Origin of the sequence: Krasilnikovia sp. MM14-A1004, assembly GCF_047159485.1 — a bacterium.
GTDB lineage: Bacteria > Actinomycetota > Actinomycetes > Mycobacteriales > Micromonosporaceae > Actinoplanes.
Genome location: NZ_AP038773.1, coordinates 5,208,611 through 5,233,892, shown reverse-complemented (window position 1 = coordinate 5,233,892; position 25,282 = coordinate 5,208,611). Strand labels below are relative to the sequence as shown.

Below are 25,282 nucleotides of genomic sequence, written 5' to 3'. Positions count from 1 at the left end.
TCTCCGTTCCTGCTGCCGCGTGTCCTGCTGTCGCGTGCGGCCGCATCAGTTGCCGTAGATCTTCGACAGGTCGACGACCCGCCGGCCCTCCACGGCCGCGTAGTCGTCGTGCGCGCGGCGCAGCGCCTCGTTGATCTGGTGGAACTCCGTCGAGGCCTCGCCGGCCAGCTTGCCCACCAGGGACCAGACGCCGTCGTAGGCGTTCTTGGCCAGCTGCGCGGTCGCCGGATTGTTGGTGAAGAACGCCGTCATCTGGAGTACGAGCTGGTCGACGTCCTTCTTGACCTGACCCATGTCGGTGGACAGCTTCGACCACTTGGCCGCCTCGTCGAGCAGGGCGTCCTTGACGACCCGCAGTTCCTCCCCGCTCAGTGACATCCGTACTCCTCCATCGTCGCGAAGATTGCCGCCGTGGTGCCGGGGGTCAGGCGCCGGTCCGGGCCGCCGCCCGGAACGCGGCCAGCGCCTCACCGGCGATGGTGCCGTTGGTGGCCATCGCCGGAATGCGGCTGGCCAGTACGCGGACCTCGGCGACCTGCCCGTTGCGCAGGACGACGGTCACGAACCCGGTCGGGCCGGACACCGAGGTCTCCGGCGCGGGCGGCGGCGGGGCGTCCGGGGTGTCGGCGTAGCGCAGCAGCATGTCGTTCTGGTCGAGCTGACGCGCCAGCTCGTACCGCAGGTCGTCCGGGTCGAACGGCCGGCCGTGGCGCGACCGCAGCTCCGCGTCGACCTCGTGTTCCAGGGCGGCCCGATCGGTCCCCGCAACGGCCTCGTCGACCGCCTCCGAGCCCGCCGTCAACGCCTGCAGCACCGCCCTGCCGTACGCGGTGGACAGGGCGTCGCCCAGCTCCATCCGGGACAGGCGCTGCTCCCAGCGGGCGTCGACGCGCACCTCGACGACGTGCAGCGCGCCGTCCATGGTGACCGTCACGGCCCCGGACGGGTCGGCTCCCTCGACGCGGGTGTCGCGGCCGCCGCCGGCGCGGGCGGCCCGGCTCAACGCGCGCAGCTCCACGCTGATGCGACGCAGCTCGTCGAGGGTGTCGTTCCCCGTCGTCGCGGTGGATCCGTGTCCCGGATGTGTCACGCTGGCGTACCCCGTCCCCGTGATCGCGGTCTGGCCGAGCAGAGGGTACGTGATCTCCCACGCGTCGCGCTGCCCCGTGCATCCGGGGCGGGCGCAGGTCAGCGGGACACGCGGCGCAGGCAGACGAGCTTGCCACCCGAATCCACGCTGACCACCTGCCATCCGCGTGTCTCCAGCAGCTCGGCCGCCGACAGCAGGACGTCGACCCTGGGCAGGTCGCTCGGGTGGATCCTGGTGTCCGCGTGGTACGCGGCGAAGCTGATCACCAGGTAGATGAGGTTGAACGGGTACCCGTCCAGCGATACCCGGCCGGACAGGACGTCATCGGCCTCGAAGATCCGAGGCGGGCGCGGCAACATCGTTCCAATATGCCTGCGCCGCGCTCGCCCCGATCGTCGCGGGTGGCCTACGCCGCGCAGTCGTAGCCGCTGCGCCGGTGTGCCCGGGCGCGGCGGCGGGCCCGCTCGCCGGGAGTGCTGCGGGCCGCCCGGTCGGTGACCGCCAGCAGCGCCTCGGACACCTCGTCCGGCCGCTCCACGATCAGCATGTGCCCGGCGCCCGGACAGACGGTCAGCTCCGTGCCGTGCAGCGCCTCGGCGATCGACGCCGCGCACGCCGGCGGGGTCAGCCGGTCGCGCTCGCCGACCAGCACCGCGGCCGGTACGTCGCCCAGCTCCGCCAGCGTGTGCAGGCGCTGCTGGGCGCCGATCGACGCGCGGAAGCCGCCGATCGAGCGCAGCGACGTCCGGGCCACCGCGCGCATCGTCACCTCGACCGCGTCCTCGCCGTGGCCGTCGCCGAAGAGCAGCCAGCGGATCCCGGGACGCAGCGCGGGCAGCACGGCCCGGTGCGGTCGCCATGCCCCGCAGCGCGCCAGCACCCCGGCGCCGGTCGTCTCGGCGGCACGCAGCAGCATCGCCAGCTGGGGGGAGAGGCCGTACCGGGTGTGCGTGGTGCCCTCGGCGGTGGTGGAGGCGAAGAGCAGGCCGGCGACGCGGGAGGCGAAGTCGTCGGGGTGGCGGTCCGCGTACTCCATGATCGTCATGCCGCCCATGGAGTGGCCGGCCAGCACCACCGGGCCGCCCGGCGCGTACGTGCGCAGCACCTCGGCCAGATCGTCGCCGAGCTGTCCCAGCGTCGCGGAGAGCCGGCGGGTGGCGGTCGAGCGCCCGTGCCCACGGGCGTCGTACGCGACCACCCGGACGTCGTCGCGGGCGGTCAGCGCGCGGATCTGGTGATGCCAGGTGCGACGATCCAGGCACCAGCCGTGCAGCAGGACGACGGTCACCGGCGCGTCCGCCGGACCACTGGTCTGCACGTGCAGCCGGACGCCGTCAGCGAGCGTCAGCTCGGAGTGGTCGGGCATGGGCACCTCCGCATGTCGCACGGCCCCGTTGTACCCACGGGTAATAAGCATCACGCGACATCGCGAGAAATGCCACAGTCGAGTCCGATCTTCATCGGCGATCTGTCCGATGTCTGGCCTGGTGCCCGATACCCGTTTCGGGGGCGTACCCGCCGCGCCGACGCAGCGTGACGTGATCTCGCTCGCAGTAGCTGACCCGGGGCGGTCCCTCGGCGACAATCAGGGCTTATGACGGCCACCTCACCTGCTGCCCGGCCCGGCTCCAGCGCCCAGCCCGGCCCCGCGCCGATCACCCGTCCGGCCGATGCGCTGGCCGCCCTCGTGGCGGGCAACCGGCGCTTCGTCTCCGGGCGGCCGGAGCACGGTCACGACGTCGCCGCCGCGGCCGCGACCTCCGGCGGTCAGCAGCCGCACGCCGTGGTCCTCGGCTGCATCGACTCGCGCGTACCCCTGGAAGCGATCTTCGATCAGACTTTCGGGTCGATCTGCGTGGTCCGCTCCGGTGGCGAGGTCGTGGACCGCGCCGTGCTGGGCTCGATCAGCTTCGCGGTCTCCGCCCTCGGCGTCCCGCTGATCATGGTGCTCGGGCACGCCCGGTGCGGCGCCGTCGCCGCCACCGTGGACGCGGTCCGGTCGGGCGAGCGCCCGGACGGCGACCTGGGCTACCTGGTCGACGAGATCACGCCCGCCGTGCAGGCGGTCGGCCCGGAGGACCCGGACGCCGCCGAGAAGGCGATGCGCGTGCACGTGACCCGTACGGTGCGGCGGCTGCGGGACATGCCCGGCGTGGCGCAGGCCGTCGCGGCCGGTCGGGTCGACGTGGTCGGCGCGGTCTACGACCTCGACACCGGCTGGGTCGAGCAGCTTCCCTGACCGATCGGCCCCGCTGACCTCGGCGGGGCCGACCACTGACCTCGGCGGGGCCGACCACTGACCTCGGCGGGCCGGACAACGCGCAACGCCCTCCCGGCGCGGGCCGGGAGGGCGTTGTCGTCGATCTGCGGTCGGAGGGCCTCAGCCCTCCGGAGGGAACCTCAGCCCTCGAAGACGCCGGCGTCCACGAGACGCTTCTCGGTGTCGGCCCAGCCGTCGTTCGGGTGCGCCTCGCTGAGCGCGCCCAGCTCGGCCCGAATCTTGGCGCCGTGCCCGGCGGCGGACAGGACCCGGATCTCCTCGACGAACGCCTCGGAGTCGGTCTTGAGGTGGTTGGTCTTGCCGTTGGTCAGGTTGCGCACGTACGCGAAGCGGCCGTTGGCCAGCGGGATGAGGTACTTGAACTCACCGAGCACGCTGAGGGCGCCGCTCTGACCAGCCTGGCCGGCGCGGACTGATGCGCGGGCGGTCTTGGAGGTGTTGCTCGCCACGGCGGTACTCCTTGAGAAAGCTGGTTGTCTGGACGGCGCAGGCTGCGGAAACGCACAGTGCTGGCAGCTTTGGCAAACAGCAGGGTGGTCACAGAAAACGCCGCGGCAATCTTACACGCTCCGGCGAATGCCGTGCCGCCGGACCGGGTCCGAACGTTGAGCATGGTGTGCCACTACGGCCAGTCTCATTGTCGATATTGCGGTTTCTCTGGCGCACCATCCGTACCACCCGGCATCATGGGACACGATCAACCGCGGTCGAGGTCGTAGGGGAAGACGCACCTCGGTCCCCGGGAGGTCACCGTGCCCACGTGTGGCGTCGTATACGTCCACTCGACCCCGCTCGCCGTGTGCCAGCACGTCGAGTGGGCGATCGCGCGCGTCCTGACCGCGCCGGTCAACCTGCACTGGACGGCCCAGCCGGTCGACCCCGGCATGCGCCGCTCCGAGTGCAGTTGGACCGGGAGCCCCGGGACCGGCGCGGAGCTGGCTGCTGCCCTCCGGCAGTGGCCCATGGTCCGTTTCGAGGTGACCGAGGAGCCCAGTCCCGGCTGCGACGGCGAGCGGTTCATGCATGTGCCCGGCCGCGGGCTGTTCCGCGGCACGATGGGCGCCTGCGGCGACATCCAGATCGGCGAGGACCGGCTGCGTTCGATCATGGCGTCGGTCCGGGCCCCCGAGGCGCTGTCCCACGCCCTGGAGAAGGCCCTGGGCACCGCGTGGGACGCCGAGCTGGAGCCCTACCGCTACGCGGGCGACGGCGCGCCCCTGACGCTGCTGACCCGGGTCGGGTGAACGAACCACCCGTACGCCGGATTGCATCGATGTTGCGCAGACCTGTTCCAATGACGCCCGTGAGAAAGGTGTTCCGGATCGCGTCGGCCCTACCCGTCGTCCTGCTGGCCGCGGCATGCGGCGACGATCCCGCCCCGCCGGCCGGCGCGCCCAGCCCCTCGCCGTCCGCCACCGCTCCGTCGCCGGTGCAGGCGCCGGCCGGTGACCCGGCCGCGCGGGCGGCCGCGGTCGTCGCCGGGCTCGCCGACGAGGACCTGGCCGGGCAGGTGCTCATGCCGTACGCGTACGGCAACTCGGCGACCGCGGTGGACAAGGTCTCCGCCGCGGGCAACCAGCGGATCGGCGGCGTGGACACCCCGGCCGAGCTGGTGGCCAAGTTCCGCCTCGGCGGGCTGATCCTGGTCAGCTTCACGGCGGGCGACCCCACCGCGGACACCAACCCCGCCACCAACGTGGAGAATCCGCAGCAGGTCCGGGCGTTCACCGCCGGGCTGCAGGGCGCCGCCGGGAAGCTGCCCGCACAGGCGCCACTGCTGATCGGTACGGACCAGGAGTACGGCGTGGTCACCCGGGTCAGGGACGGCGTCACCATGCTGCCCTCGGCGATGGGACTCGCAGCCGCCCGGCAGCCCCGGCTCACCGAGGCCGCGTGGCGCGCCGCCGGTACGGAACTGGCCGCCATGGGCATCACCGTGGACTTCGCCCCGGTCGCCGACACCCTCGGCGCGCAGGGCAGCTCGGTGATCGGCTCCCGCTCGTACGGTGATGATCCGAAGGCCAACGCCGCACAGGTCGCCGCGGCCGTGCGCGGCCTGCAGGGTGCGGGGGTGGCCGCCGCGCTCAAACACTTCCCCGGCCACGGACACACCACCGGCGACAGTCACGACGAGCTGCCGGTGGTGGCGCAGAGCCGGGCCGCCCTGCAACGGCAGGACTGGCCGCCGTTCGCCGCGGGCATCGACGCAGGAGCGGGCGTGGTGATGTCCGGCCACCTCGACCTCACCGCGATCGACCCCGGGGTGCCCGCCACCTTCTCCCACAAGATCATGACGGACGTGCTGCGCGACCAGCTGAAGTTCACCGGCGTCGCGGTCACCGACGCGATGAACATGGCCCCGGCGAAGAAGTGGCCCGCCGGGGAGGCGGCCGTGCGCGCGCTCAACGCCGGCAACGACGTGCTGCTCATGCCGCCGGACCTGGCCGCCGCCCGGGACGGCATCCTGGCCGGGCTCAAGGACGGCAGCCTGCCGCGCCCGCGCCTGGTCGAGGCGGTCACCCGGATCCTGACCCTCAAGTTCCGTACCGCGGGCCAGCCCCAGCCCGAGCTGTCCGTGCTCGGCTCGGCCGAACACCAGCGGGCGGTGCTGGCCGCCGACGCCGCCTCGATCACCGTGCTGCGCGGCCGCTGCTCCGGCCCGCTGGTCACCGGCCCGGTGACGGTCACCGCCTCCGGCGGGCGCGAACTCGCCCGCAGCACCCTGGTCGCGGCGCTGCAGGAGGCGGGCGTACAGGTGCAGCCGTCGGGTGGCACTGTCGTCCACCTCGTCGGGTACGGGGACCGCAGGGCCGACCTGAGCAACGATGCCGCCATCACGGTCGGCATGGACGCGCCGTACCTGTTGTCGGCGGCGCGCTCGCCCACGGTCGTGGCGACGTACTCGTCCAGCAAGCTGTCGCTGACCGCCCTGGCCGCCGTGATCGCGGGCAGGGCCAAGGCGCCGGGCCGCTCCCCGGTCGCGGTGTCGGGCCTGCCCCGCAGCGCCTGCGCGGACTGACGCCGAACGCTCGCAGAAGGCCCCGACGCTCGCGGAATCGCCCGGCCGGAATTGTCCGGCCGGGCGATTCAGTGCGAGCGAATCAGTGCGATGTGGTCAGAGCGGGATGTTGCCGTGTGCGCCGCGGGCCGCCGGGGCGTTGGCGAGCGCCTCGGCGATCCGGCGCCGGGTCTCGTGCGGCTCGATGACCGCGTCCACCACGCCGATCTCCAGGGCGCGGTTGACCCCGCCCGCCACCTTGGTCTGCTCCTCGATCAGCTCCGCCCGCAGCGCCTCACGCTGCTCGTGCGGGGCCGCCGCGAGCTTCTTGCGGTGCAGGATGTTGACCGCCGCGCTCGCGCCCATCACCGCGACCTCCGCGGACGGCCAGGCGAACACCGCGGTGGCGCCCAGCGAACGGGAGTTCATGGCGATGTACGCGCCGCCGTACGCCTTGCGGGTCACCAGGGTCACCCGCGGCACCACCGCCTCGGCGAACGCGTGCAGCAGCTTCGCGCCGCGGCGCACCACGCCGTCCCACTCCTGGCCGAGGCCGGGCAGGTAGCCGGGCACGTCCACGAGCACGATCAGCGGCACTCCGAGCGAGTCGCACATCCGCACGAACCGGGCGGCCTTCTCGGCGCTGGACGCGTCGAGGCAGCCGCCGAGCCGCAGCGGGTTGTTCGCGATCACCCCGACCGTACGGCCGGCGAAGCGGCCCAGGGTGGTCACGACGTTCGGGGCCCACTTGGCGTGCAGTTCCACGCCCGGCTCGTCGAGCAGCGCCTTGACCACCGGCTTGACGTCGTACGCCCGGTTGGCCTCGGCCGGCATGGCAGCGCCGAGGTCGTGCCCGGCCGTCTCGGCCACGTCGGGCGGGCTGAGCCGGCCCTGGCGGCCGAGCAGCGCGGTGAGCCTGCGTGCCTCGCCGATCGCGGTCTCGTCGTCCTTGGTGGTGACGTGGACGACGCCGGAACGCCGCCCGTGCGGCTCGGGGCCGCCCAGGCGTTCCATGTCGACCTGCTCGCCGGTGACGCTGCGGACCACCTCGGGGCCGGTCACGAAGATCCGGCCGCCCTTGCTCATGATGACGATGTCGGTGAGCGCGGGCCCGTACGCGGCGCCGCCGGCCGCCGGGCCGAACACCACAGAGATCTGTGGCACCCGGCCGGAGGCCCGCACCATGGCCGCGAACACCTGGCCGACGGCGTCGAGGGCGACCACACCCTCGGCGAGCCGGGCCCCGCCGGAGTGCCAGAGCCCCAGCACCGGCACCCGTTCCCGGATGGCGGTGTCGATCGCGTCGACGATGTGCTGGCAACCTTCGAGGCCCATGGCCCCGCCCATGCGGGTGCCGTCGGTGGCGTACGCGATGGCCGGGGTGCCGTCCACCTCGCCGCGCGCCCACAGCACGCCGGAATCGTCGCGGGGGGCGAGCAGGCGCAGGGTGCCGGTGTCGAACAGCGACCGCAGCCGCAGTTCGGGGTCACGTTGGTCGACTGTGGACGGATCGGTGACGGGAAGCGTAGCGGTCACGGTACGGACTCCAAGCCGGGGGTACGGGGGGTCAGGCGCGGGTGAAGATCAGCGCCACGTTGTGGCCACCGAAGCCGAACGAGTTGTTCAACGCCGCGGGGATCTCCATGTGCCGGGCCTTGTGCGCGGCCACGTCCAGGGTGAGCGCGTCGTCGGGGTCGTCGAGGTTGATCGTGGGGGGTACCACGCCGTCCCGGATGGCCAGGATGGTGGCGATGGACTCCAACGCCCCGGCGGCTCCGAGCAGGTGCCCCGACATCGACTTGGTGGAGGTGACTACCGGGTGCGTGCCGATCGCCGTACGCACCCCGTGGATCTCTGCCATGTCACCGACCGGGGTGGCGGTGGCGTGGGCGTTGACGTGCACCACATCAGTGGGAGAGATGTTCGCGTCCTTGATTGCCCGCTGCATCGCGCGGATGCCGCCCAGGCCCTGGGGGTGCGGCTGGACGATGTCGTAGCCGTCGGAGGTCATGCCCGCACCGGCCAGCCGGGCGTACACCGTGGCGCCGCGGGCGGCCGCGTGGTCGGCCCGCTCCAGCACGATGGCGCCGGCACCCTCGCCGAGGACGAACCCGTCGCGGGCCTTGTCCCACGGCCGGGACGCCTTCTCCGGCTCGTCGTTGCGGGTCGACATGGCCCGCATCGCGGCGAAACCGGCGATGGGCAGCGGGTGGATGACGGCCTCGGCACCGCCGGCCACGACCACGTCGGCCCGGCCGGAGCGGATGATGTCCAGACCCCAGGCGAGGGCCTCGGCGCCGGTGGCGCACGCGCTGGCCATGGAGTGCACCCCGGCCTGCGCGCCCAGCTCCAGGCCGATCCAGGCCGCGGGCCCGTTCGGCATGAGCATGGGTACGGTGTGCGGGCTGACCCGCCGCGGGCCGGACGCCTCCAGGATGTCGTCCTGCTGCAGCAGCGTCTGCGCTCCGCCGATACCGGTGCCGAAGCTGACCGCGAGCCGTTCGGGGTCGAGGCCGGAGTCGGCCAGCCCCGCGTCGGCCCAGGCCTCCTGCGCGGCGATCAGCGCGATCGCCTCGGCCCGGTCGAGCCGGCGCATCTTGACCCGGTCGATCACTTCGGACGGGTCGACCGCGAGCTGCGCGGCGATGCGTACGGGCAGTTGGGCGGCCCACTCCTGGGTGAGCGGACTCACCCCGGAGCGGCCGGCCAGCATGGCGTCCCAGGTGGACGCGACGTCCCCGCCCAACGGGGTGGTCGCGCCGAGCCCGGTGACGACGACGTCGGTGCTGCTCATGTCAGTGGTTCGCCTCGATGTAGGAAACGGCGTCGCCGACGGTCTTGAGGTTCTGCACCTCGTTGTCGGGGATCTTGACGCCGAACTTCTCCTCGGCGGCCACCACCACTTCGACCATGGACAGCGAGTCGACGTCCAGGTCGTCGGTGAAGGACTTCTCCTCGGCGACGTCGTCGGGGTTCACCCCGGCGACCTCCTCCAGGATCTCGGCGAGGCCGGACGTGATCTCAGCGCGGGTTGCCATTGTCGGTTGGTTTCCTCTCGATGGTGGGACTTGCTGTGCGGCCGGGCCGGGCTGCTCAGGGACAGCGGACGACCTGGCCGGCGTACGTGAGGCCGCCGCCGAAGCCGAACAGCAGGACCGGGGCGCCCGAGGGCACCTCGCGGCGCTCGATCAGCTTGGACAGGGCCAGGGGAATGCTCGCGGCGGAGGTGTTGCCGGACTCGACGATGTCCTTGGCCACCACCACATCCGGGCTCAGGCCCAGACGCTTGACGATGCCGTCGATGATGCGGGTGTTTGCCTGATGCGGAATGAACGCCGCCAGGTCCTCCGGCTGAACTCCGGCTTTCTCGCAGGTCTGGCGTGCGAACGGCGGCAGCGCCGTGGTCGCCCAGCGGAAGACGATCTGGCCCTCCTGCTGGATGTACGGCCGCCAGCCCTCGATGCGCAGCACGTCGCCCTTGTCGGGCACCGAGCCCCACAGCACCGGCCCGATGCCGGGCTGCTCGCCGTCGGGCGCCGCGGTGACCACTGCCGCACCCGCCCCGTCGCCGAACAGCACCGCGGTGGTGCGGTCGGTCCAGTCGGTGACGTCGGACAGTTTCTCCGCGCCGATGACCAGTGCGTTGCGGGCCGCGCCGGCGCGGATGGCGTGGTCGGCGGTGCCCAGCGCGTACGAGAAGCCGGAGCACGCGGTGTTCAGGTCGTACGCGGCCGGGGCGGTGATGCCCAGCTTGGCCGCGACCCGGGTGGCCACGTTCGGGCAGCGGTCGACCGACGAGCAGGTCGCGACCGTGACCAGGTCGATGTCGGCCGCGGTCAGCCCGGAGTTGGCCAGGGCCTTCTCCGCGGCGGCCGTGGCCATGTCCGCCACCGTCTCCGAGTCGGCGACGCGCCGCTCGGCGATGCCGACCCGGTCACGGATCCAGGCGTCGTTGGTTTCGATGATCTTGGCGAGGTCGTCGTTGGTGACGACGCGCGAGGGCTGGTAGTGGCCCATCGCGACGATGCGGGAACCCGCTGTCATGCCGCTGCTCCTTCTGTCGCGATCCCTCGGGTCACTGGTGTCCGCCGATGCGGGCGACCGGTTGGCCGGGCGCCACCGGGTCGTCGTGGTGGGCGAGCCACTCGGTGAGTACCCCGGCGGCGTGCGCCGCCACCTCCACGTTGCCCTGCCGGGTGACGATCTGTCCCACGATCTGGCCGGTACCCACGTCGTGGCCCTCGTCGAGGCCCTCGGCGGGCTGGAACGTGCCCGCGCTCGCGGCGACCACCACGCGGAACAGCGGGGTCGGTTCGAGGCTGGGCGCCACGCCGTGCCGGGCGATCAGGTCGCGCGCGGCCGGCAGGTCGTCCGGGGAATTGAGCGTGACGATCTCGGGGACACCGTGGGCCTTGAGCTCGCGCTTGATCAGCCCGGCCAGCGTGCCGGCGGGCGGTAGCTCGATGACACCGGTCACCCCCAGGTCCCGCAACGTACGCATGCACAGGTCCCAGCGCACCGGCGCGGTCACCTGGCGCACGAGGCGCTGCAGCACCTCGCGGCCGTGCACGACCGCGGCGCCGTCGAGGTTGGACAGCAGGATGCGGGCCGGGTCGCTCACGGTGACGCCGCCGGCCAGCGCGGCGAGTGCCTGCTCGGCCGGCGCCATGTACGGAGTGTGGAACGCGCCCGCGACCGGCAGCGAGATGATGCGCGTCTTCTCCGGCGGCTCGGCGGCGAACTTGCCGAGCGACTCGGTCGCCCCGGCGGCCACGATCTGACCGGCGCCGTTGCGGTTGGCCGGGTACAGCCCGGCGGCCTCGATCCCGGCGAGGACCGCGGCCTCGTCGCCGCCCAGGACCGCGGACATGCCGGTCGGTTCCAGGGCGCATGCGGCGGCCATCTCGCGGCCCCGGACCCCGGCGAGCGTGACGGCCGCCTCGGCGGGCAGCACCCCGGCGAGGGCGGCGGCGCTCAGCTCGCCGACACTGTGCCCGGCGACCAGGCCGACGTCGTACAGGGGCAGGTGCTCGGCGGCCAGCAGGGCGGCCGCCACCAGCAGCGGCTGGGTGCGCGCCGTGTCCTTGATCTCGTCGGCGCCGGCCTCGGTGCCGAGGTGGATCAGGTCGACGCCGGAGAGGGCGGACCACCACCGCAGCCGGGCCTCGGCGCCGGGCAGCTGCAGCCAGGGGGCGAGGAAACCGGGCTTCTGGGCGCCCTGTCCGGGCGAGAGTACTGCGAGCACGCCTTGACTCTTCCGGATGTGTGGCCGCGGCGCGGTAGCCGCCAGGCACGAAACCGTACTACGAGTGTTGTGGTATTCCTACAAAAGCAAGGGCGATATCTGAATTTTGTACGGATTTGTCAGCCCGCGGGGTCGAGGCGGCCGATCGCCAGCGCCATCCGCAGCGCGAACGCGTCCCGCCCGTCCAGCGGCGACAGCCCGGTCACCTCGGCGACCCGCTTGAGCCGGTAACGCACCGTGTTCGGGTGCACGTACAGCTCACGGGCCGCGCTCTCCAGGACCGTACCGGCGGAGAAGAAGGCGTCCAGCGTCTCCAGCAGTCCGCCACCGGCCCGCACCACCGCCCCGTACGCGTCGTGCCGCAGCGCGCGCCGCGCCTCCAGGTCACCGGCCAGGGCCCGCTCGGGCAGCAGCGCGTCCGCCGCGACCGGGCGGGGAGCGACGGGCCACGCCGGCGCCGCCCGGAACCCGGCCAGGGCGGCCCGCGCGGATTCCGTGGCCTGATCCAGCGACGGCACGGCCGGACCCACCACGATCGGGCCCTCGCCGAAGCTCCCGGCCAGCTGCCCGGCGGTGGCCAGCGGGTCCAGCGCCCCGCCCATGACGACCACCAGCCGGTCGCCGTGCACCCCGCCGATCATCTCGATCCGGGCCCGGCGGGCCGCCCGGTAGACGGTGTGCAGCACCGCGGTGATGTCCCCGCCCGGGGACCGACCGACCACCACCGCGACCGGCGGGGCGTCCGCCCAGCCCAGCGCCGCCGCGCGGCTGGCCAGGACGTCCGGGGAGTCGCCGCGCAGCAGTGCGTCCACCAGCAGCGCCTGCAGCCGGGCGTCCCAGGCGCCGCGCGACTCGGCGGCGCGGGCGTACACCCGGGCGGCCGAGAAGGCGATCTCGCGGGAGAACTTGAGGATGGCCGTGGTGAGCGCCTCCTCCTCGCCCGCGGCGGCCAGCACGCGCACCTGGGACTCGGCGACGTCGATGGTGACCTTGATCAGCTGGACCGTCTGGGTCAGCGTGATCGACCGGGCGAGCGCCCGGGGCGCCGCCGCGAACACCTCGTCGGAGATCTCCTGCGGGCTGCTGGCCGCGGCGCCGCCCGAGCGCAGCCACTCCACCAGCGAGCGCACGCCCGCCTGGGCCACGAGCATCACCCACGAGCGCTGGTCCGCGGGCAGCGCCCGGAACCAGGGCAGCGTCTCGTCCATCCGGCTGACGCTCGCGGTGGCCAGCGCGCCGGCCCGCTGCTCGATGCGGCGCAGTGTGGCGGCCAGCGGCGGCTTGTCCGCCCCCGCCCCCGGCGTCACCTTCTGTGCCACGCGGTCCAGCCTGTCACGTCCGGGCCCCCCGCTCCGCGCGGCCACGGGATTTTCCGCGACGGGCCGATCCGCGAGAAATTTTTCCGGCCATGTGCCCCGGCTTGGGGCCGGGTGTCCGAAATCGCGGCCCGTCCCGGGTACGACTTCGGTCGGTGACCTGGCATGGTTTCGCCTAGCATTGCCGGCCACGGTTAACCCGGGCCGTCCGGTGCCGATGAAACGACGTGTCATGACGCGGCCGCGTGAGTGAGCGCGGGCCGCGAGCACGGGTGGACGACAGCGAGGGGAGGCGGGATGGCGGAGCAGCCGGGTGGCCACGTGCGCGCCGACGACGATCCGATCTCCCCCGACGAGTCGCAACCCGCCGCGATCGTCCCGGCCGCCACCGACGAGCCGGTCGGCGACGTGCCGCACCGCGGCGGCTGCCGCACCTCCCTGCACGGCTGGGCCGGCGCGCACCTGCACGGCGCGGTCCGCCCGCGCCGCCGCGCGACAGGCCGCGGCCGCCCGCCCGGCCGGTGGTGCTAGACCGGCTGGTGGTGCCGTTTCGGCGGTGCTCGTTCCGGCTGGTCACCACGCCGCCCGGCTCACCCGCTCGGGTGGTTGGTGGGGCGGGACCGGGCGCGTCCGGCGGCGCACGGGCCCTCGCCCGGACACCGTGACCTGGTGGACGACAAACGGCGGCTCATCCTCGACCAGGCGCTCGCCCTCGTCGACGAGCAGGGCCTGGGTGCGATGTCGATGCGGGCTGTCGCGGAGCGCGTCGGACTGACCTCGATGGCGCTCTATCCGTACGTCGGGGGCAAGGACGCGCTGCTCGACGGGCTGGTCGACCTGCTGCACAGCGAACTCGGCACCGCGTACTCCTCGGAGCTGTCCGAGATCGACTGGCGCGACCGGCTGCGCGCCCTCGGCCGGGCGGTACGGGGGCTCGCCCGCAAGCACCCCGCCGCGTACCCGTTGCTGCTGAACCGGCCCGCGGCCGGTGCCTCCGCGTCCTGGCTGACCGCGGCGCTGCGCGGCACCCTGCACGACGCGGGGGTGCCGGCCCCGGCCGTGCCGCGGCTGACCCGGATGATCTGCGCGTTCCTGCTGGGCTACACCACCGGCGAGGTCACCGGCGGGTTGCCGCCGGGCGGCGACGAGGCCCGGGCGGACGCGGCCGCGGAGTTCGACGCGGACCTGGAGGACCTGGTCCGGCTCGTGGAGGTGGCCGCCGACCAGCGGTGAGCCGACCGGCGGGGTCGGGGGACCGGGCCGGGCGGCGTCAGACCTTGCGGCGGATCAGGAACGCGATGCCGCCGAGCCCGATCATGATGACCACCAGGACCGCGCCGTTGAGCATCATCAGCTCGCGCATCTCGCTCAGCAGGGTGTTGACACCCTCCACCGGGTCCAGCTCGTCCACGTCGACCTGCTCGCCGATGCCGCCGCCGATGCCGCCGCTGAGTACGTCCGGCTTCGGCTCCAGGGGCACCCCGCTGACCCGCAGCGACTCCCCCATGCTCAGCCGCCCGTAGAACCAGCCGTCCGAGCCGCGGCCCTGCGGCTGGCGGCCGGGCCGGTGTGCCCGCGGGCCGCCCTTGGCCAGGGGGAACAGCTCGTACACCTGGAAGGGCTCGTCCTTGATCAGCACGGTGACCGTGTACTTGGGGCCGAGCCGGTTCGCCGCCGGAGCGACCGTCTGCGGCCGCGCGCCGGTCAGCCAGCTCACCTCGCTGAGCATCCGGTCGAAGAGCTGCCGCTGCGTGGCCGCGTCGAGGACGAGTTTGCTCTCGAACTCCTTGCCGGTGATCTCCAAGGAGGTCGGCTTGGGCGGCGCCTTGGGTCCGGTCAGCGGCCCGGCCGTGGTGGCGGTGAGTGTCCGGATGGTTGCCGGTGGTGGCGGCGCGGCATGGGCCGGGGACATGAGTCCGAACGCGAGCGCGGCCGCCGTCACGGCCGCTCCGATCGCCGACAAAAACCGTGCAAAAGCCCTTCGTACCATCGTCCGGCCTCCCCGCCCCGTGGACATGGCTTTGTGTAGAGCTGGTCGCGCCACGGCGGACAGGTGGGGGTCCGGCGTCGGCACGGCGCGGTACTGCCAGCCTCTCCCAGGCGGCGGTCGGTACGGCATCTGCCGATAGGCCGAACTGCGGCTAACTGGGAACGGCTGAGCGGCGACGACAGCCGTTGATCAGCGGCCGAATAGTACCCACCAACGGCAAGATGGTGGGGGCGGAGTCACCCGTCCAGTTGACGCGTAACGTTCAGCTCGCCGTCACCCCAGCGCAACTGTCCGCTATGGAAACCGGGCCATTGGCCGGAATCCGGCCCGCCGAACGCGACGATCGCGGTCGGCGGGCGGCGCCGGGCGGTTCAACCGGTGTTGGAGATCACCCCGCGAGGCGGGTACGGGCCGCGCTGAGCCGCGCCAGAACGCGCTCCCGGCCGAGCACTTCCAGCGACTCGAACAGCGGGAGACCGACCGTGCGTCCGGTCACCGCGACCCGGATCGGTGCCTGGGTCTTGCCCAGTTTCAGCCCGCGCTGCTCGCCGACCCGTTCCAGGGCGGCCTTCAGCGGCTCGGCGGTCCAGGTGTCGAGGGCGGCGAACTCCTCGGCGGCCGCGCCGAGAATGTCCGACGCGCCCTCCTTCATGGCCTTTGCCCAGGAAGCGTCGTCCGCCGGTGGCTCGTCGAGGAAGAGGAAGTCGACGTACTCGACGATCTCGCCGAGCACCGCGATCCGGGTCTGCGCCAGCGGGGCCACCGCAGCGAACACGGCCGCGTCGAACGCCTCCGGCCGCCACGGCGGCGCGGGGATGGTCGCCGTGCCCTGCAGCCACGGCGCGCACACCGCGGCGAATTCCTGCTCGGACAGTGCCCGGATGTACTCGCCGTTGAACGCGCGCAGCTTCTTGACGTCGAAGAACGCGGGGGAGTGGTTCACGTCCTCGAGCCGGAACTCACTCTCGACCACGGACCACGGCACGATCTCCCGGTCGCCCGAGGGTGCCCAGCCCAGCAGCATCAGGTAGTTGCGCATCGCGGCGGCGAGATAACCCTCGTCCCGGTACGACTCCAGCGCGACCTTGTCGCGGCGCTTGGACAGCTTCTGCCGCTTCTCGTTGACGATGACCGGCACGTGCGCCCACACCGGCGGCTTGACCCCGAGCGCCTCCCACAGCAGCTGCTGCTTCGGCGTGTTCGGCAGGTGCTCCTCGGCGCGGATCACGTGGGTGATCCCCATCGACATGTCGTCCACGACGTTGGCCAGCAGGAACACCGCCGAGCCGTCGCTGCGGGCGATGACGAAATCCTCGATCAGCCGGTTCTCGAACGTCGGCTCGCCGCGAACCAGGTCGACCACCACGGTCTCGCCCTCGTCCGGCGTACGGAAACGCAGCGCCCGGCCCTCGCCCGGCCCGAGGCCGCGGTCGCGGCAGAAGCCGTCGTAGCCGGTGTGCTTGTTGCCCGTACGGGCGACGGCGTCCTCGCGGGTGCAGTCGCAGTAGTAGGCCCGGCCCTCGGCGTACAGGCGGGTGGCGGCGGCGGTGTGGTCGGCCGCGTACGCCGACTGGAAGTGCGGGCCCTCGTACGTGCCGCGCTCGATGCCGATCCAGTCCAGCGCGGAGAGGATGCCCTCTGTCCACTCGGGACGGTTGCGGGCGGCGTCGGTGTCCTCGATCCGCAGGACGAACACGCCCCCGGTCTGCTGGGCGACGATCCAGTTCTGCAGGGCGGAGCGGGCACCGCCGACGTGGAACATTCCGGTCGGCGACGGGGCGAAACGTACGCGTACTGTCACGCGCCCAGCCTACCTAGGCGACCGAACGGATTTTCACCACCATGACCGACCCGAGCAGCGTCACCCCGGCGGTCACCGCGTACAGGGTGGGATAGCCGCCGAGATGGGTGACCAGCGGGGCGGCCAGCGCGGGGCCGAGCACCTGCGGCGCCGCCGTCGCGATGTTGATCACTCCGAGGTCCTTGGCCCGGTCGGTGGCCGCGGGCAGCACCTGGGTGATCAGGGCGGTGTCGACGGCCAGGTACACGCCGTACCCGGCGCCCAGCAGCACCGAGGCGACCAGCGCCGCGGGCCAGGTGGGCCAGAGCGCCAGCAGCAGCGCGGCGACCGCGATCACGATCCCGGACCAGACCACGAACGGCTTGCGCCGCCCCAGGCGGTCGGAGAGCCGCCCGCCGACCATCGCGGTGGCGATCATGCCCAGCGTGTACAGCAGGATCATGATCAGCAGGCCGCCCTCGGGGTCGGCCAGGCGCACCCGGTCGGTCAGGAAGTACAGCAGGTACAGCGTGCCGAGCGCGTTGCCGAGCTGGACCAGGAAGCGGGTGCCCCACGCCCAGGTGAAGTCCGGGTGGTCCCGGAACACCGCCCACCAGGGCGGGGTGCGCTCCGCCCGGACCGCTGCTTCCCGGGGCAGCGGGTCGTCCGGGGTCAGCAGCGCGAACGGGGCCGCCAGCAGCACCAGCAGCACCGTCATGACCAGATAGCCGCTGGCCACCCCCGTCACCGCGGCCGTGCACAGCACCGCGCCCAGCACCAGGCCGAGCGCCTGCGGCATGCCGACCCAGCCGGAGACCAGGCCGCGCTGGTGGATCGGCACCCGGTCGGGCACTGCCGCGGACAGGCTGGCCAGCATGACGTTCAGCCCGACCTGGGCGCCCGCCCAGCCCGCGGCCACCCCGACGACCGTGTCCTGCCGGGCCAGCGACACCAGCGACACCGCGGCGACCAGCGCGCCGCCGACGGTCCAGACGTGGCGCCGCCCGAACGCGCGGCCGCCGATCCGCAGCCTGGTCCGGTCGGACAGCGTCCCCGCGAGAGGGTTGACCACGATGGCCACCAGCGCCCCGATGCCGGTGACCCAGCCGAGCGCGGCCTCCTTGCCGGTCACGCCGAGCGCGGCGATCTGCTCCGGCAGCAGGATCTGCACGGGGGTGAAGAACGCCATCCAAAGGCCCAGGTTGGCGGCGAAGAGCAGCGCGATCCACGAGCGGCGGACCGGTGTGACCGGCTCGGCCAGCGCCGCCGGCGCGCCCTGGGTGACGCTCATGGCACCTCCCCGAGGAACGCGAAAGTTGCTCGGAGATTAATGGATGAGCGTGCGTGCCGGAAGGGTGCGCGGCACGCGGCGACCAGATGGCTACCGACGACGCGGGGCCCGCCGCTCAAGCGACGGGCCCCGACGTGCGAGACGGATCAGCTGTCGCCGCCGGTCTCCCCGACCGGGGCCGCGTTGACGTCGTCGATCGCGTACTTCTTGGCGGCCTCCGCCGGGACGTGCGGCGGCACCTCGCCGCGCAGCGCCAGCTGGCGCAGCGTCGCCACCGCTACCGACTCCGCGTCCACGTGGAAGTGGCGGCGCAGCGCGTGCCGGGTGTCGCTCATGCCGAAGCCGTCAGTGCCCAGCGACGTCCAGTCGTTCGGCACCCAGCGGGAGACCAGGTCGGGCACGGCCCGCATCCAGTCGCTGACCGCCACCGCCGGGCCGCGGGAGCCCTCCAGCTTGCGCTGGATGTACGGCTTGCGCGGCTCGTCGCCCGGGTGCAGCAGGTTGTGCTCCTCGGTCTCGATCGCGTCGCGGCGCAGCTCCGTCCACGACGTCACAGACCACACGTCGGCGGACACGCCCCAGTCCTGGGCCAGCAGCTGCTGCGCCTTCAGCGCCCACTGCATGCCCGTACCGGAGGCCAGCAGCTGGGCGGCGGGGCCGTTGGTCTGCGGGGCCGCCGCGTACCGGTAGATGCCCTTGAGCAGGCCCTCGACGTCCACGCCCTCCGGCTCGGCGGGCTGCACGATCGGCTCGTTGTAGACCGTCAGGTAGTAGAAGACGTTCTCCTGCTGCTCACCGAACATGCGGTGCAGGCCGTTCTCCATGATGTGCGCGATCTCGAACGCGAACGCCGGGTCGTACGCCACCACGGCCGGGTTGGTCGCCGCGATCAGCAGCGAATGCCCGTCCTCGTGCTGCAGGCCCTCGCCGTTGAGCGTGGTCCGCCCCGCGGTCGCGCCGAGCAGGAAGCCGCGCGCCATCTGGTCAGCTGCCGCCCACAGCTCGTCCGCTGTGCGCTGGAACCCGAACATCGAGTAGAAGATGTACAGCGGGATCATCGGCTCGCCGTGCGTGGCGTACGAGGTGCCCGCCGCGGTGAAGCTGGCGCACGACCCGGCCTCGTTGATCCCCTCGTGCAGGATCTGGCCGTTGGTGGCCTCCTTGTAGGACAGGAACAGCTCCCGGTCCACCGAGGTGTACGTCTGGCCGTGCGGCGAGTAGATCTTCCGCGTCGGGAACAACGAGTCCATGCCGAACGTACGGGCCTCGTCCGGGATGATCGGCACCCAGCGGGCCCCGAACTCCTTGTCCTTCATGATGTCCTTGAGCAGGCGGACGAACGCCATCGTGGTGGCGACCTTCTGCTTGCCCGAGCCCCGCTTCACGTCGCCGAACCGCTCCGTCGGCGGGATCGCCAGCGGGATCGTCGTGGTCCGCCGCGACGGCAGGTAGCCGCCCAGCTCCCGGCGCCGCTCCTGCAGGTACTGCACCTCCTCGGACTTCTCGCCCGGGTGGATGTACGGCGGCAGGTACGGGTTCTCCTCCAGCTGCTTGTCGCTGACGTCGAGGTAGAGCCGGTCCCGGAAGCTCTTCAGGTCGTCCAGCGTCAGCTTCTTCATCTGGTGCGTCGCGTTGCGCGCCTCGAAGTGCGACCCCAGCGTCCAGCCCTTGATGGTCTTGGCGAGGATCACTGTCGGCTGCCCGGTGTGGTTGACCGCCGCCTGGTACGCCGCGTACAGCTTGCGGTAGTCGTGGCCGCCGCGCTTGAGACCCCAGATCTCGTCGTCGGACATGGCCTCGACCATCTTGCGGGTGCGCGGGTCGCGGCCGAAGAAGTGCTCACGCACGTACGCGCCGGACTCGCCCTTGTAGGTCTGGTAGTCGCCGTCCGGCGTGACGTTCATGAGGTTGACCAGGGCGCCGTCGCCGTCCGCGGCCAGCAGCGGGTCCCACTCCCGGCCCCAGATGACCTTGATGACGTTCCACCCGGCACCGCGGAAGAACGACTCCAGCTCCTGGATGACCTTGCCGTTGCCGCGGACCGGGCCGTCGAGGCGCTGCAGGTTGCAGTTGATGACGAACGTGAGGTTGTCGAGTTCCTCGCGGGCCGCCAGGCCGATCGCGCCGAGCGACTCCACCTCGTCCATCTCGCCGTCACCCAGGTACGCCCACACGCGCTGGTCGCTCGTGTCCTTGATCCCGCGGTTGTGCAGGTAGCGGTTGAACCGGGCCTGGTAGATCGCGTTCAGCGGGCCGAGACCCATGCTGACCGTCGGGAACTCCCAGAAGTTCGGCATCAGCCGCGGGTGCGGGTACGACGGCAGGCCGCCACCCGGATGCGACAGCTCCTGACGGAACCCGTCGAGCTGATCCGTGCTCAGGCGACCTTCGAGGAACGCGCGGGCGTACATGCCCGGCGACGCGTGGCCCTGGAAGAAGATGTGGTCGCCGCCGCCCGGGTGGTCCTTGCCGCGGAAGAAGTGGTTCATGCCGACCTCGTAGAGGCTGGCGCTCGACGCGTACGTCGAGATGTGGCCGCCCACGCCGATCTCCGGGCGCTGCGCCCGGTGCACCAGCATCGCGGCGTTCCACCGGGTCAGCCGGCGGATCCGGCGCTCCAGGCTCTCGTCACCGGGGAACCACGGCTCCGCCTCCGGCGGGATCGTGTTGATGTAGTCGGTGGCGGTCAGCGGCGGGACGCCGATGTGTCGCTCCCGGGCGCGCTCCAGCAGGCGCAGCATGACGTACCGGGCTCGTTTGGCACCGCGGTCGTCGATGACACCGTCGAGCGACTCGACCCACTCCGAGGTCTCCTCGGGGTCGATGTCCGGAAGCTGGCTCGGCAGGCCATCGCTGATCACCGGGCGCTTGCGCTCCGTGGCCACAGGCATTCCTCTGGGTTCGTGTCGGAACCGCGGGCCCCATCGTGTCGGGCGCGCGGGAATGCCTCCATCCTGCCCCCTGACGGTGGCTGGCGTCACGCCTACCGTCCCCGTACGCGACGCTCGACACAGGTACTGACCAGTAACTTCTCATCCCTCGACGAAGGAGAAGCGGACCTGCCGCGTCGGGTTGTCGCCGTTCGGATCCACGAGGCAGATCGACTGCCAGGTGCCGAGCGCGATCCGGCCGCCGATCACGGGCAGTGTCGCGTACGGGGCGATCCACGCCGGGAGTACGTGGTCACGGCCGTGCCCGGCCGAGCCGTGCCGGTGCCGCCACCTGTCATCGGCGGGCAGCAGCTCGCCGATCGCGGTCAGCAGGTCGTCGTCCGAACCGGCGCCGGTCTCGATGATCGCCACCCCGGCCGTCGCATGCGGCACGAACACGTGCAGGAGCCCGTCACCGAGGCCCGTGACGAATTCTTCCGCCTGACGGGTGACGTCGGCGACGGTGGGACGGTCGCCGGTCCGGACAGTGATCACTTCGGTGCGCACGGGCCGAGTCTGTCACGGTCAGTGGCACACACCCGAGCCCGCGTCGGTGAAATGCGCGCCCGGCACCGGCACGAACTTCCACCGGTACGCGCCGGACGACAGCGTCAGCCTCAGCACCCCGTACGTCCGGTCATTGCGGACCTGGCTGTGCGCCGCCCGCCGCCCGAACGTGTGCAGCGGCGCGCCGCCGGTGCCCACCACGAACGCCCGGATGCCGTCCGGATCGGACCGGCCGTCGGCGTCCTGCGGCGCGAACCGCTCGTACGTGTGGTTGTGCCCGGTCAGCAGCAGTTCCACACCGGCCGCTCGCAGGGTGCGCACCAGCGGCCGGGTCGCGGTCGCCGGCGGATGCCGGGCGACGGAGGTGAACAGCGGGTGATGCGCCAGGGCCACAGTGCACCGCGCCCCCGAGGCGGCCAGATCCGTACGCAGCCAGCGCTGTTGCGCCGAGCCGGACCGGCAGGACACCACGCCGCAGTTCGTGTTGAGCACCACGACGTGCCAGGTCCCCGTATTGAACGAGTAGTACCCGCGTCCCCGTGGCCCGGCCGCCGGGCCGAAGTAGTCGAAGTACGGCCGGGCTCCCGCGACGTGGTACTCGTGATTACCCGCGGCGGGCCGGGTGCGCGCGCGGAAACGGCCCCAGCCCGGCCCGTAGCAGCGCCGGAAGTCCGCCGCCGTGCCGTCGGGGTACGCGTTGTCCCCCAGCGTGAACACCGTGCCGGGCTGGGCCGCCACCAGTGCGGCCGTCCGGTTGTCCGCGGTGCCCTCACAGGTGGCGATGTCCCCGGCGCCGATCAGCACGGCGGTCGCCGCGGCCTCCGGAGACGCTCCGATCTGCCCCGCGGCGCCTCCCTGCGCCTGCCCACTGCCCGCCTGCCCGGCGGTGGGGCCAGTGCCGTCCGGACCTGTGCCGTCCGGACCTGTGCCGTCCGGACCTGTGCCGTCCGGACCTGTGCCGTCCGGACCCGTCCCGTCCGGACCTGTGCCGCCCGGACCCGTCCCGTTCGGGGTCGTTCCGTCCGTCGGGGACGTGGCGCCGTTCGTCGGCGGGCGGGCCGTCCGGTCGGCCGGTGCGGGTGCCGGACCCGGGCCGCCGTCCGAACATCCGGCGGTCACGGTCAGCACCAGCGTGGCCGTGGCCGCGAGGCCGATCCGCCCGAACCTCGTCCTGTCCCACATGCCGCGCCGCCGCCGTCGTCTCACGTGTACAGGTCGATGACCAGGAAGGTGAGCGCGACGGCGACGAACCAGACCGCCCCCAGCGCCAGTCGCACGACGAGCGACCGCAAGATCATGTACCGAGTACAGCACCGGCCGCGGGTCCGCCGCAGCACTTCGCCGGAATCGTTCGAGCCGGTCCGGAGATCGATGGAATGCCCGGCTAGCCCGTATTGCCGCAATGACGTTATTTCGAGCACTGTCAAGGCGGACTTCTGACATGGCAGCGTTCGCGTGGGTCGGTAATGCTGGGTCGCGTGACCACCCCGCAGAACCTCGACGAGCGGTTCCGCGACGCGGTGTCGGCGCTGCCGTCCCCGTCCTCGCGCCGTACGCCCGACGAGCCGGTCCGCGACGGCGCCGACCTCACCGGCGCGCGGGCCCGCCAGCTCTTCGACGCCCAGCTCACCAGCCGCCACCTCGACCTCGCCGCCCGTTGGCTGCGCAGCTTCAACGAGGGCTTCCACCCGGTCGGTGCCGCCGGCCACGAGGGCAGCGCCGCCGTGGCCGCCGCGCTGCGGGCGGACGACCCGGCCCTGCTGCACGACCGCTCCGCCGGGTTCTACTGTGCCCGCGCCGTGGCGGTCGCCCTGGCCAGCCCGGTGCCGACCGGCGCCGGGCCGACGCCCGCCGCCGGCGCCGCCGACGACGAGCCCGGTGATCCGTACGTCGAGGCCGCCCGCGACGTTCTGCGCAGCGTGGTCGCCTCGGCCAACGAGCCCATGTCCGGCGGCCGCCACCAGGCCCTCGGCCGTACCGACCTGCACATCGTGCCCACCACCTCGGCGGCGGCCGGGCACCTGCCCCGCGCGGTCGGCCTGGCCTTCGGCCTCGCCCGCGCGGACGAACTCGACGGCGTCACCGGCCCGTGGCCCGCGGACGCCATCGTGATCGCCTCCGTCCGCGCTGCGGCCGTCGACCACGCCGACGCCGTGACCGCGCTCAACGACGCCGGCCGGCACGACCACGCCGGGCAGCGCCTGCCGCTGCTGTTCGTCTGCGAGGACGACGGGCCCGGCCGCGCCGAGGGCAGTCCCACCGGCTGGGTCGCGGACATGCTGCGGTCCCGGCCCGGCCTGCGGTACACGGCCGCCGACGGATGCGACCTGGCCGCCACGTACGAGGCCGCCGCCGAGGCCGCGGCCTGGGTGCGCGAGCACCGGCGCCCCGCCGTGCTGCACCTGTCCATGGTCCCGCTGCTGCGCCCCGCCGGCGCGGACGCCGGGCGCGCCGCGAACGGCATCCCCGCGGCCCGCACCCCCGCCGACCGGCTCGCCGAGGACCTCGCCCGCGACCCCCTCGTCGGCGCGGCCCGGCTGCTCGTGGAAGCCGGACTGGCCGGCCCCGACGAACTCATCGCCCGCTACGACGAGGTCGGTTGGCAGGTCCGCAAGGTCGCCGAGGAGGTGCTCAGCGAGCCGAAGCTGACCACGGCCGCCGAGGTCGTCGCCCCGCTGGCCCCGCGCCGCCCCGTCCGGGTCGCCCGTACCGTCGCCGACGTCGCGGCCCGCGCCGCCGGTGCCGGCGCCGCCGCCCGGGCCGCCGCGTTCGGCGGCCGCGTCCCCGAGGAGAACGGGCCGCTGACCCTGGCGCAGACGATCAGCGCCGCGCTCAGCGACGTCCTGCTGGCCACCGCGGGCGCGCTGGTGTTCGGCGACGCCGTGACGGCGCGCGGCGGCACCGGGATCACCGCGCAGCTGCGGGAGAGGTTCGGACCGGCGCGGGTCTTCGACACCTCCGGCGACGAGACCTCCGTGCTCGGCCTCGCCCTCGGCGCCGGGCTCGCCGGGCTGCTGCCCATCCCGCAGATCCGGCACCTGGCGCACCTGCACCACGCCGCCGGGCAGCTGCGCGGGGAGGCCGCCACGCTGCCGTTCCTGAGCGCCGGAGGGCTGCGCAACCCGCTGGTGGTCCGGGTCGCCGGGTTCGCGCACGGGCAGCCCAGCGGCGAGCACGTCACCGACGACCACTCCGTCGCCGCGCTGCGCGACGTACCCGGGCTGGTCGTGGCCGTACCCGCCCGCCCGGCGGACGCCGCACCCATGCTGCGCTCCTGCCTCGCCGCGGCCGCGGTCGACGGTTCCGTCTGCGTCTACCTGGAACCCGTCGCGCTGTACCACACCCGTGACCTGCACCAGCCCGGCGACAACGAGTGGCTGGCGCCGTACGCGCCCCCGCAGGAATGGGCGACCGGGCACCTGCCGATCGGCCGCGCCCGGACCTACCCGATCGGCTCCGGCGAGGACCTGACCATCCTCACCTTCGGCAACGGCGTACGCATGTCCCTGCGGGTTGCCGCCCGCCTGGCGCAGGAGGGCTACGGCTCCCGGGTGGTCGATCTGCGCTGGCTCAACCCCCTGCCCACCGCCGACCTCGTCCGCGAGGCCGCCGCCACCGGCCGGGTGCTGATCGTCGACGAGACCCGCCGCTCCGGCGGCGTGGGCGAGGGCGTCCTCGCGGCGCTGGTGGACGGCGGGTTCGTGGGCGCGGCCCGCCGGATCGCCGCAGCCGATTCGTTCATTCCGCTCGGTCCGGCGGCGCAACACGTCCTCATCGGGGAAGATGCCATCACACAGGGTGCCCACGCCCTGCTGGCGCGGTAAATTGCCTCACACTCGGTGCGCCACTTGCGC

At 72.9% G+C, this 25,282-nt stretch carries 23 protein-coding genes; 6 read left to right on the top strand and 17 right to left on the bottom strand.

The genetic code is table 11. The features are described from left to right. Positions 1–45: 45 nt before the first annotated feature. The 4 genes from ACMCNN_RS22315 to ACMCNN_RS22300 all read right to left on the bottom strand — a co-directional run bounded on the left by ACMCNN_RS22315 (position 46) and on the right by ACMCNN_RS22300 (position 2,456). Positions 46–378: a hypothetical protein gene (locus ACMCNN_RS22315; RefSeq protein WP_412742462.1), complete on the bottom strand. Its 333-nt coding sequence runs from the start codon at positions 376–378 to the stop codon at positions 46–48. Between the two features lie 46 nt (positions 379–424). Continuing rightward, positions 425–1,090, bottom strand: coding sequence for a hypothetical protein (locus tag ACMCNN_RS22310; protein ID WP_412742461.1), 666 nt, complete (start codon positions 1,088–1,090; stop codon positions 425–427). A gap of 98 nt (positions 1,091–1,188) precedes the next feature. Beyond that, positions 1,189–1,449 carry a hypothetical protein gene (locus tag ACMCNN_RS22305; RefSeq protein ID WP_412742460.1) on the bottom strand — a complete coding sequence of 87 codons (261 nt, stop codon included), beginning with the start codon at positions 1,447–1,449 and terminating at the stop codon, positions 1,189–1,191. Between the two features lie 47 nt (positions 1,450–1,496). Beyond that, the gene (locus tag ACMCNN_RS22300) at positions 1,497–2,456 is read right to left on the bottom strand and encodes an alpha/beta fold hydrolase (protein ID WP_412742459.1); all 960 of its coding nucleotides are present in this window, start codon (positions 2,454–2,456) and stop codon (positions 1,497–1,499) included. 228 nt (positions 2,457–2,684) lie between these two features. Here ACMCNN_RS22300 and ACMCNN_RS22295 point away from each other — a divergent pair, with 228 nt between their 5' ends. Next, a complete protein-coding gene (locus ACMCNN_RS22295; protein ID WP_412742458.1) occupies positions 2,685–3,329 on the top strand; it encodes a carbonic anhydrase in 645 nt (214 codons plus the stop codon). 161 nt (positions 3,330–3,490) lie between these two features. Here ACMCNN_RS22295 and ACMCNN_RS22290 read toward each other — a convergent pair whose 3' ends face one another. Further along, positions 3,491–3,820: a hypothetical protein gene (locus ACMCNN_RS22290; protein WP_130511313.1), complete on the bottom strand. Its 330-nt coding sequence runs from the start codon at positions 3,818–3,820 to the stop codon at positions 3,491–3,493. Positions 3,821–4,123: 303 nt separating this feature from the next. Between ACMCNN_RS22290 and ACMCNN_RS22285 the strand changes: the two genes are divergently transcribed. Continuing rightward, positions 4,124–4,615, top strand: coding sequence for a DUF3145 domain-containing protein (locus ACMCNN_RS22285; protein WP_412742457.1), 492 nt, complete (start codon positions 4,124–4,126; stop codon positions 4,613–4,615). A gap of 50 nt (positions 4,616–4,665) precedes the next feature. Then, positions 4,666–6,390: a glycoside hydrolase family 3 protein gene (locus ACMCNN_RS22280; RefSeq protein WP_412742456.1), complete on the top strand. Its 1,725-nt coding sequence runs from the start codon at positions 4,666–4,668 to the stop codon at positions 6,388–6,390. Between the two features lie 96 nt (positions 6,391–6,486). Here the strand turns inward: ACMCNN_RS22280 and ACMCNN_RS22275 are convergent, their stop codons facing one another. The 6 genes from ACMCNN_RS22275 to ACMCNN_RS22250 form a co-directional block, all read right to left on the bottom strand. Then, positions 6,487–7,905 (bottom strand): acyl-CoA carboxylase subunit beta, encoded by a 1,419-nt coding sequence (locus ACMCNN_RS22275; RefSeq protein WP_412742455.1) that lies wholly within the window; start codon positions 7,903–7,905, stop codon positions 6,487–6,489. Positions 7,906–7,936: 31 nt separating this feature from the next. After that, positions 7,937–9,163, bottom strand: a complete 1,227-nt coding sequence (gene fabF / locus ACMCNN_RS22270) for a beta-ketoacyl-ACP synthase II (protein ID WP_412742454.1) — start codon at positions 9,161–9,163, stop codon at positions 7,937–7,939. Position 9,164: 1 nt separating this feature from the next. Next, entirely contained in the window at positions 9,165–9,407 is a 243-nt protein-coding gene (locus ACMCNN_RS22265; RefSeq protein WP_130511318.1) for an acyl carrier protein, read from the bottom strand. Positions 9,408–9,462: 55 nt separating this feature from the next. Continuing rightward, positions 9,463–10,413 carry a beta-ketoacyl-ACP synthase III gene (locus ACMCNN_RS22260; RefSeq protein ID WP_412742453.1) on the bottom strand — a complete coding sequence of 317 codons (951 nt, stop codon included), beginning with the start codon at positions 10,411–10,413 and terminating at the stop codon, positions 9,463–9,465. Positions 10,414–10,444: 31 nt separating this feature from the next. Beyond that, positions 10,445–11,614, bottom strand: a complete 1,170-nt coding sequence (locus ACMCNN_RS22255) for an acyltransferase domain-containing protein (RefSeq protein ID WP_412742452.1) — start codon at positions 11,612–11,614, stop codon at positions 10,445–10,447. A gap of 119 nt (positions 11,615–11,733) precedes the next feature. Then, a complete protein-coding gene (locus tag ACMCNN_RS22250; RefSeq protein ID WP_412742451.1) occupies positions 11,734–12,933 on the bottom strand; it encodes a PucR family transcriptional regulator in 1,200 nt (399 codons plus the stop codon). A 294-nt stretch (positions 12,934–13,227) separates the two neighbouring features. Here ACMCNN_RS22250 and ACMCNN_RS22245 point away from each other — a divergent pair, with 294 nt between their 5' ends. After that, positions 13,228–13,461 carry a hypothetical protein gene (locus tag ACMCNN_RS22245; protein ID WP_412742450.1) on the top strand — a complete coding sequence of 78 codons (234 nt, stop codon included), beginning with the start codon at positions 13,228–13,230 and terminating at the stop codon, positions 13,459–13,461. Positions 13,462–13,599: 138 nt separating this feature from the next. Then, positions 13,600–14,163 carry a TetR/AcrR family transcriptional regulator gene (locus ACMCNN_RS22240; protein ID WP_412742449.1) on the top strand — a complete coding sequence of 188 codons (564 nt, stop codon included), beginning with the start codon at positions 13,600–13,602 and terminating at the stop codon, positions 14,161–14,163. A gap of 37 nt (positions 14,164–14,200) precedes the next feature. Here the strand turns inward: ACMCNN_RS22240 and ACMCNN_RS22235 are convergent, their stop codons facing one another. The 6 genes from ACMCNN_RS22235 to ACMCNN_RS22210 form a co-directional block, all read right to left on the bottom strand. After that, a complete protein-coding gene (locus tag ACMCNN_RS22235) occupies positions 14,201–14,872 on the bottom strand; it encodes a hypothetical protein (protein ID WP_412742448.1) in 672 nt (223 codons plus the stop codon). Positions 14,873–15,308: 436 nt separating this feature from the next. After that, positions 15,309–16,721 (bottom strand): glutamate--tRNA ligase, encoded by a 1,413-nt coding sequence (gltX, locus tag ACMCNN_RS22230; RefSeq protein ID WP_412742447.1) that lies wholly within the window; start codon positions 16,719–16,721, stop codon positions 15,309–15,311. 13 nt (positions 16,722–16,734) lie between these two features. After that, positions 16,735–17,991, bottom strand: a complete 1,257-nt coding sequence (locus ACMCNN_RS22225) for an MFS transporter (protein WP_412742446.1) — start codon at positions 17,989–17,991, stop codon at positions 16,735–16,737. 146 nt (positions 17,992–18,137) lie between these two features. Further along, positions 18,138–20,876 carry a pyruvate dehydrogenase (acetyl-transferring), homodimeric type gene (gene aceE / locus ACMCNN_RS22220; protein ID WP_412742445.1) on the bottom strand — a complete coding sequence of 913 codons (2,739 nt, stop codon included), beginning with the start codon at positions 20,874–20,876 and terminating at the stop codon, positions 18,138–18,140. Between the two features lie 147 nt (positions 20,877–21,023). Then, the gene (locus ACMCNN_RS22215) at positions 21,024–21,428 is read right to left on the bottom strand and encodes a YjbQ family protein (protein ID WP_412742444.1); all 405 of its coding nucleotides are present in this window, start codon (positions 21,426–21,428) and stop codon (positions 21,024–21,026) included. An 18-nt stretch (positions 21,429–21,446) separates the two neighbouring features. Continuing rightward, entirely contained in the window at positions 21,447–22,232 is a 786-nt protein-coding gene (locus ACMCNN_RS22210) for a metallophosphoesterase family protein (protein WP_412742443.1), read from the bottom strand. Positions 22,233–22,894: 662 nt separating this feature from the next. Between ACMCNN_RS22210 and ACMCNN_RS22205 the strand changes: the two genes are divergently transcribed. Further along, positions 22,895–25,252, top strand: coding sequence for a transketolase C-terminal domain-containing protein (locus tag ACMCNN_RS22205; protein ID WP_412742442.1), 2,358 nt, complete (start codon positions 22,895–22,897; stop codon positions 25,250–25,252). Positions 25,253–25,282: the final 30 nt, after the last annotated feature.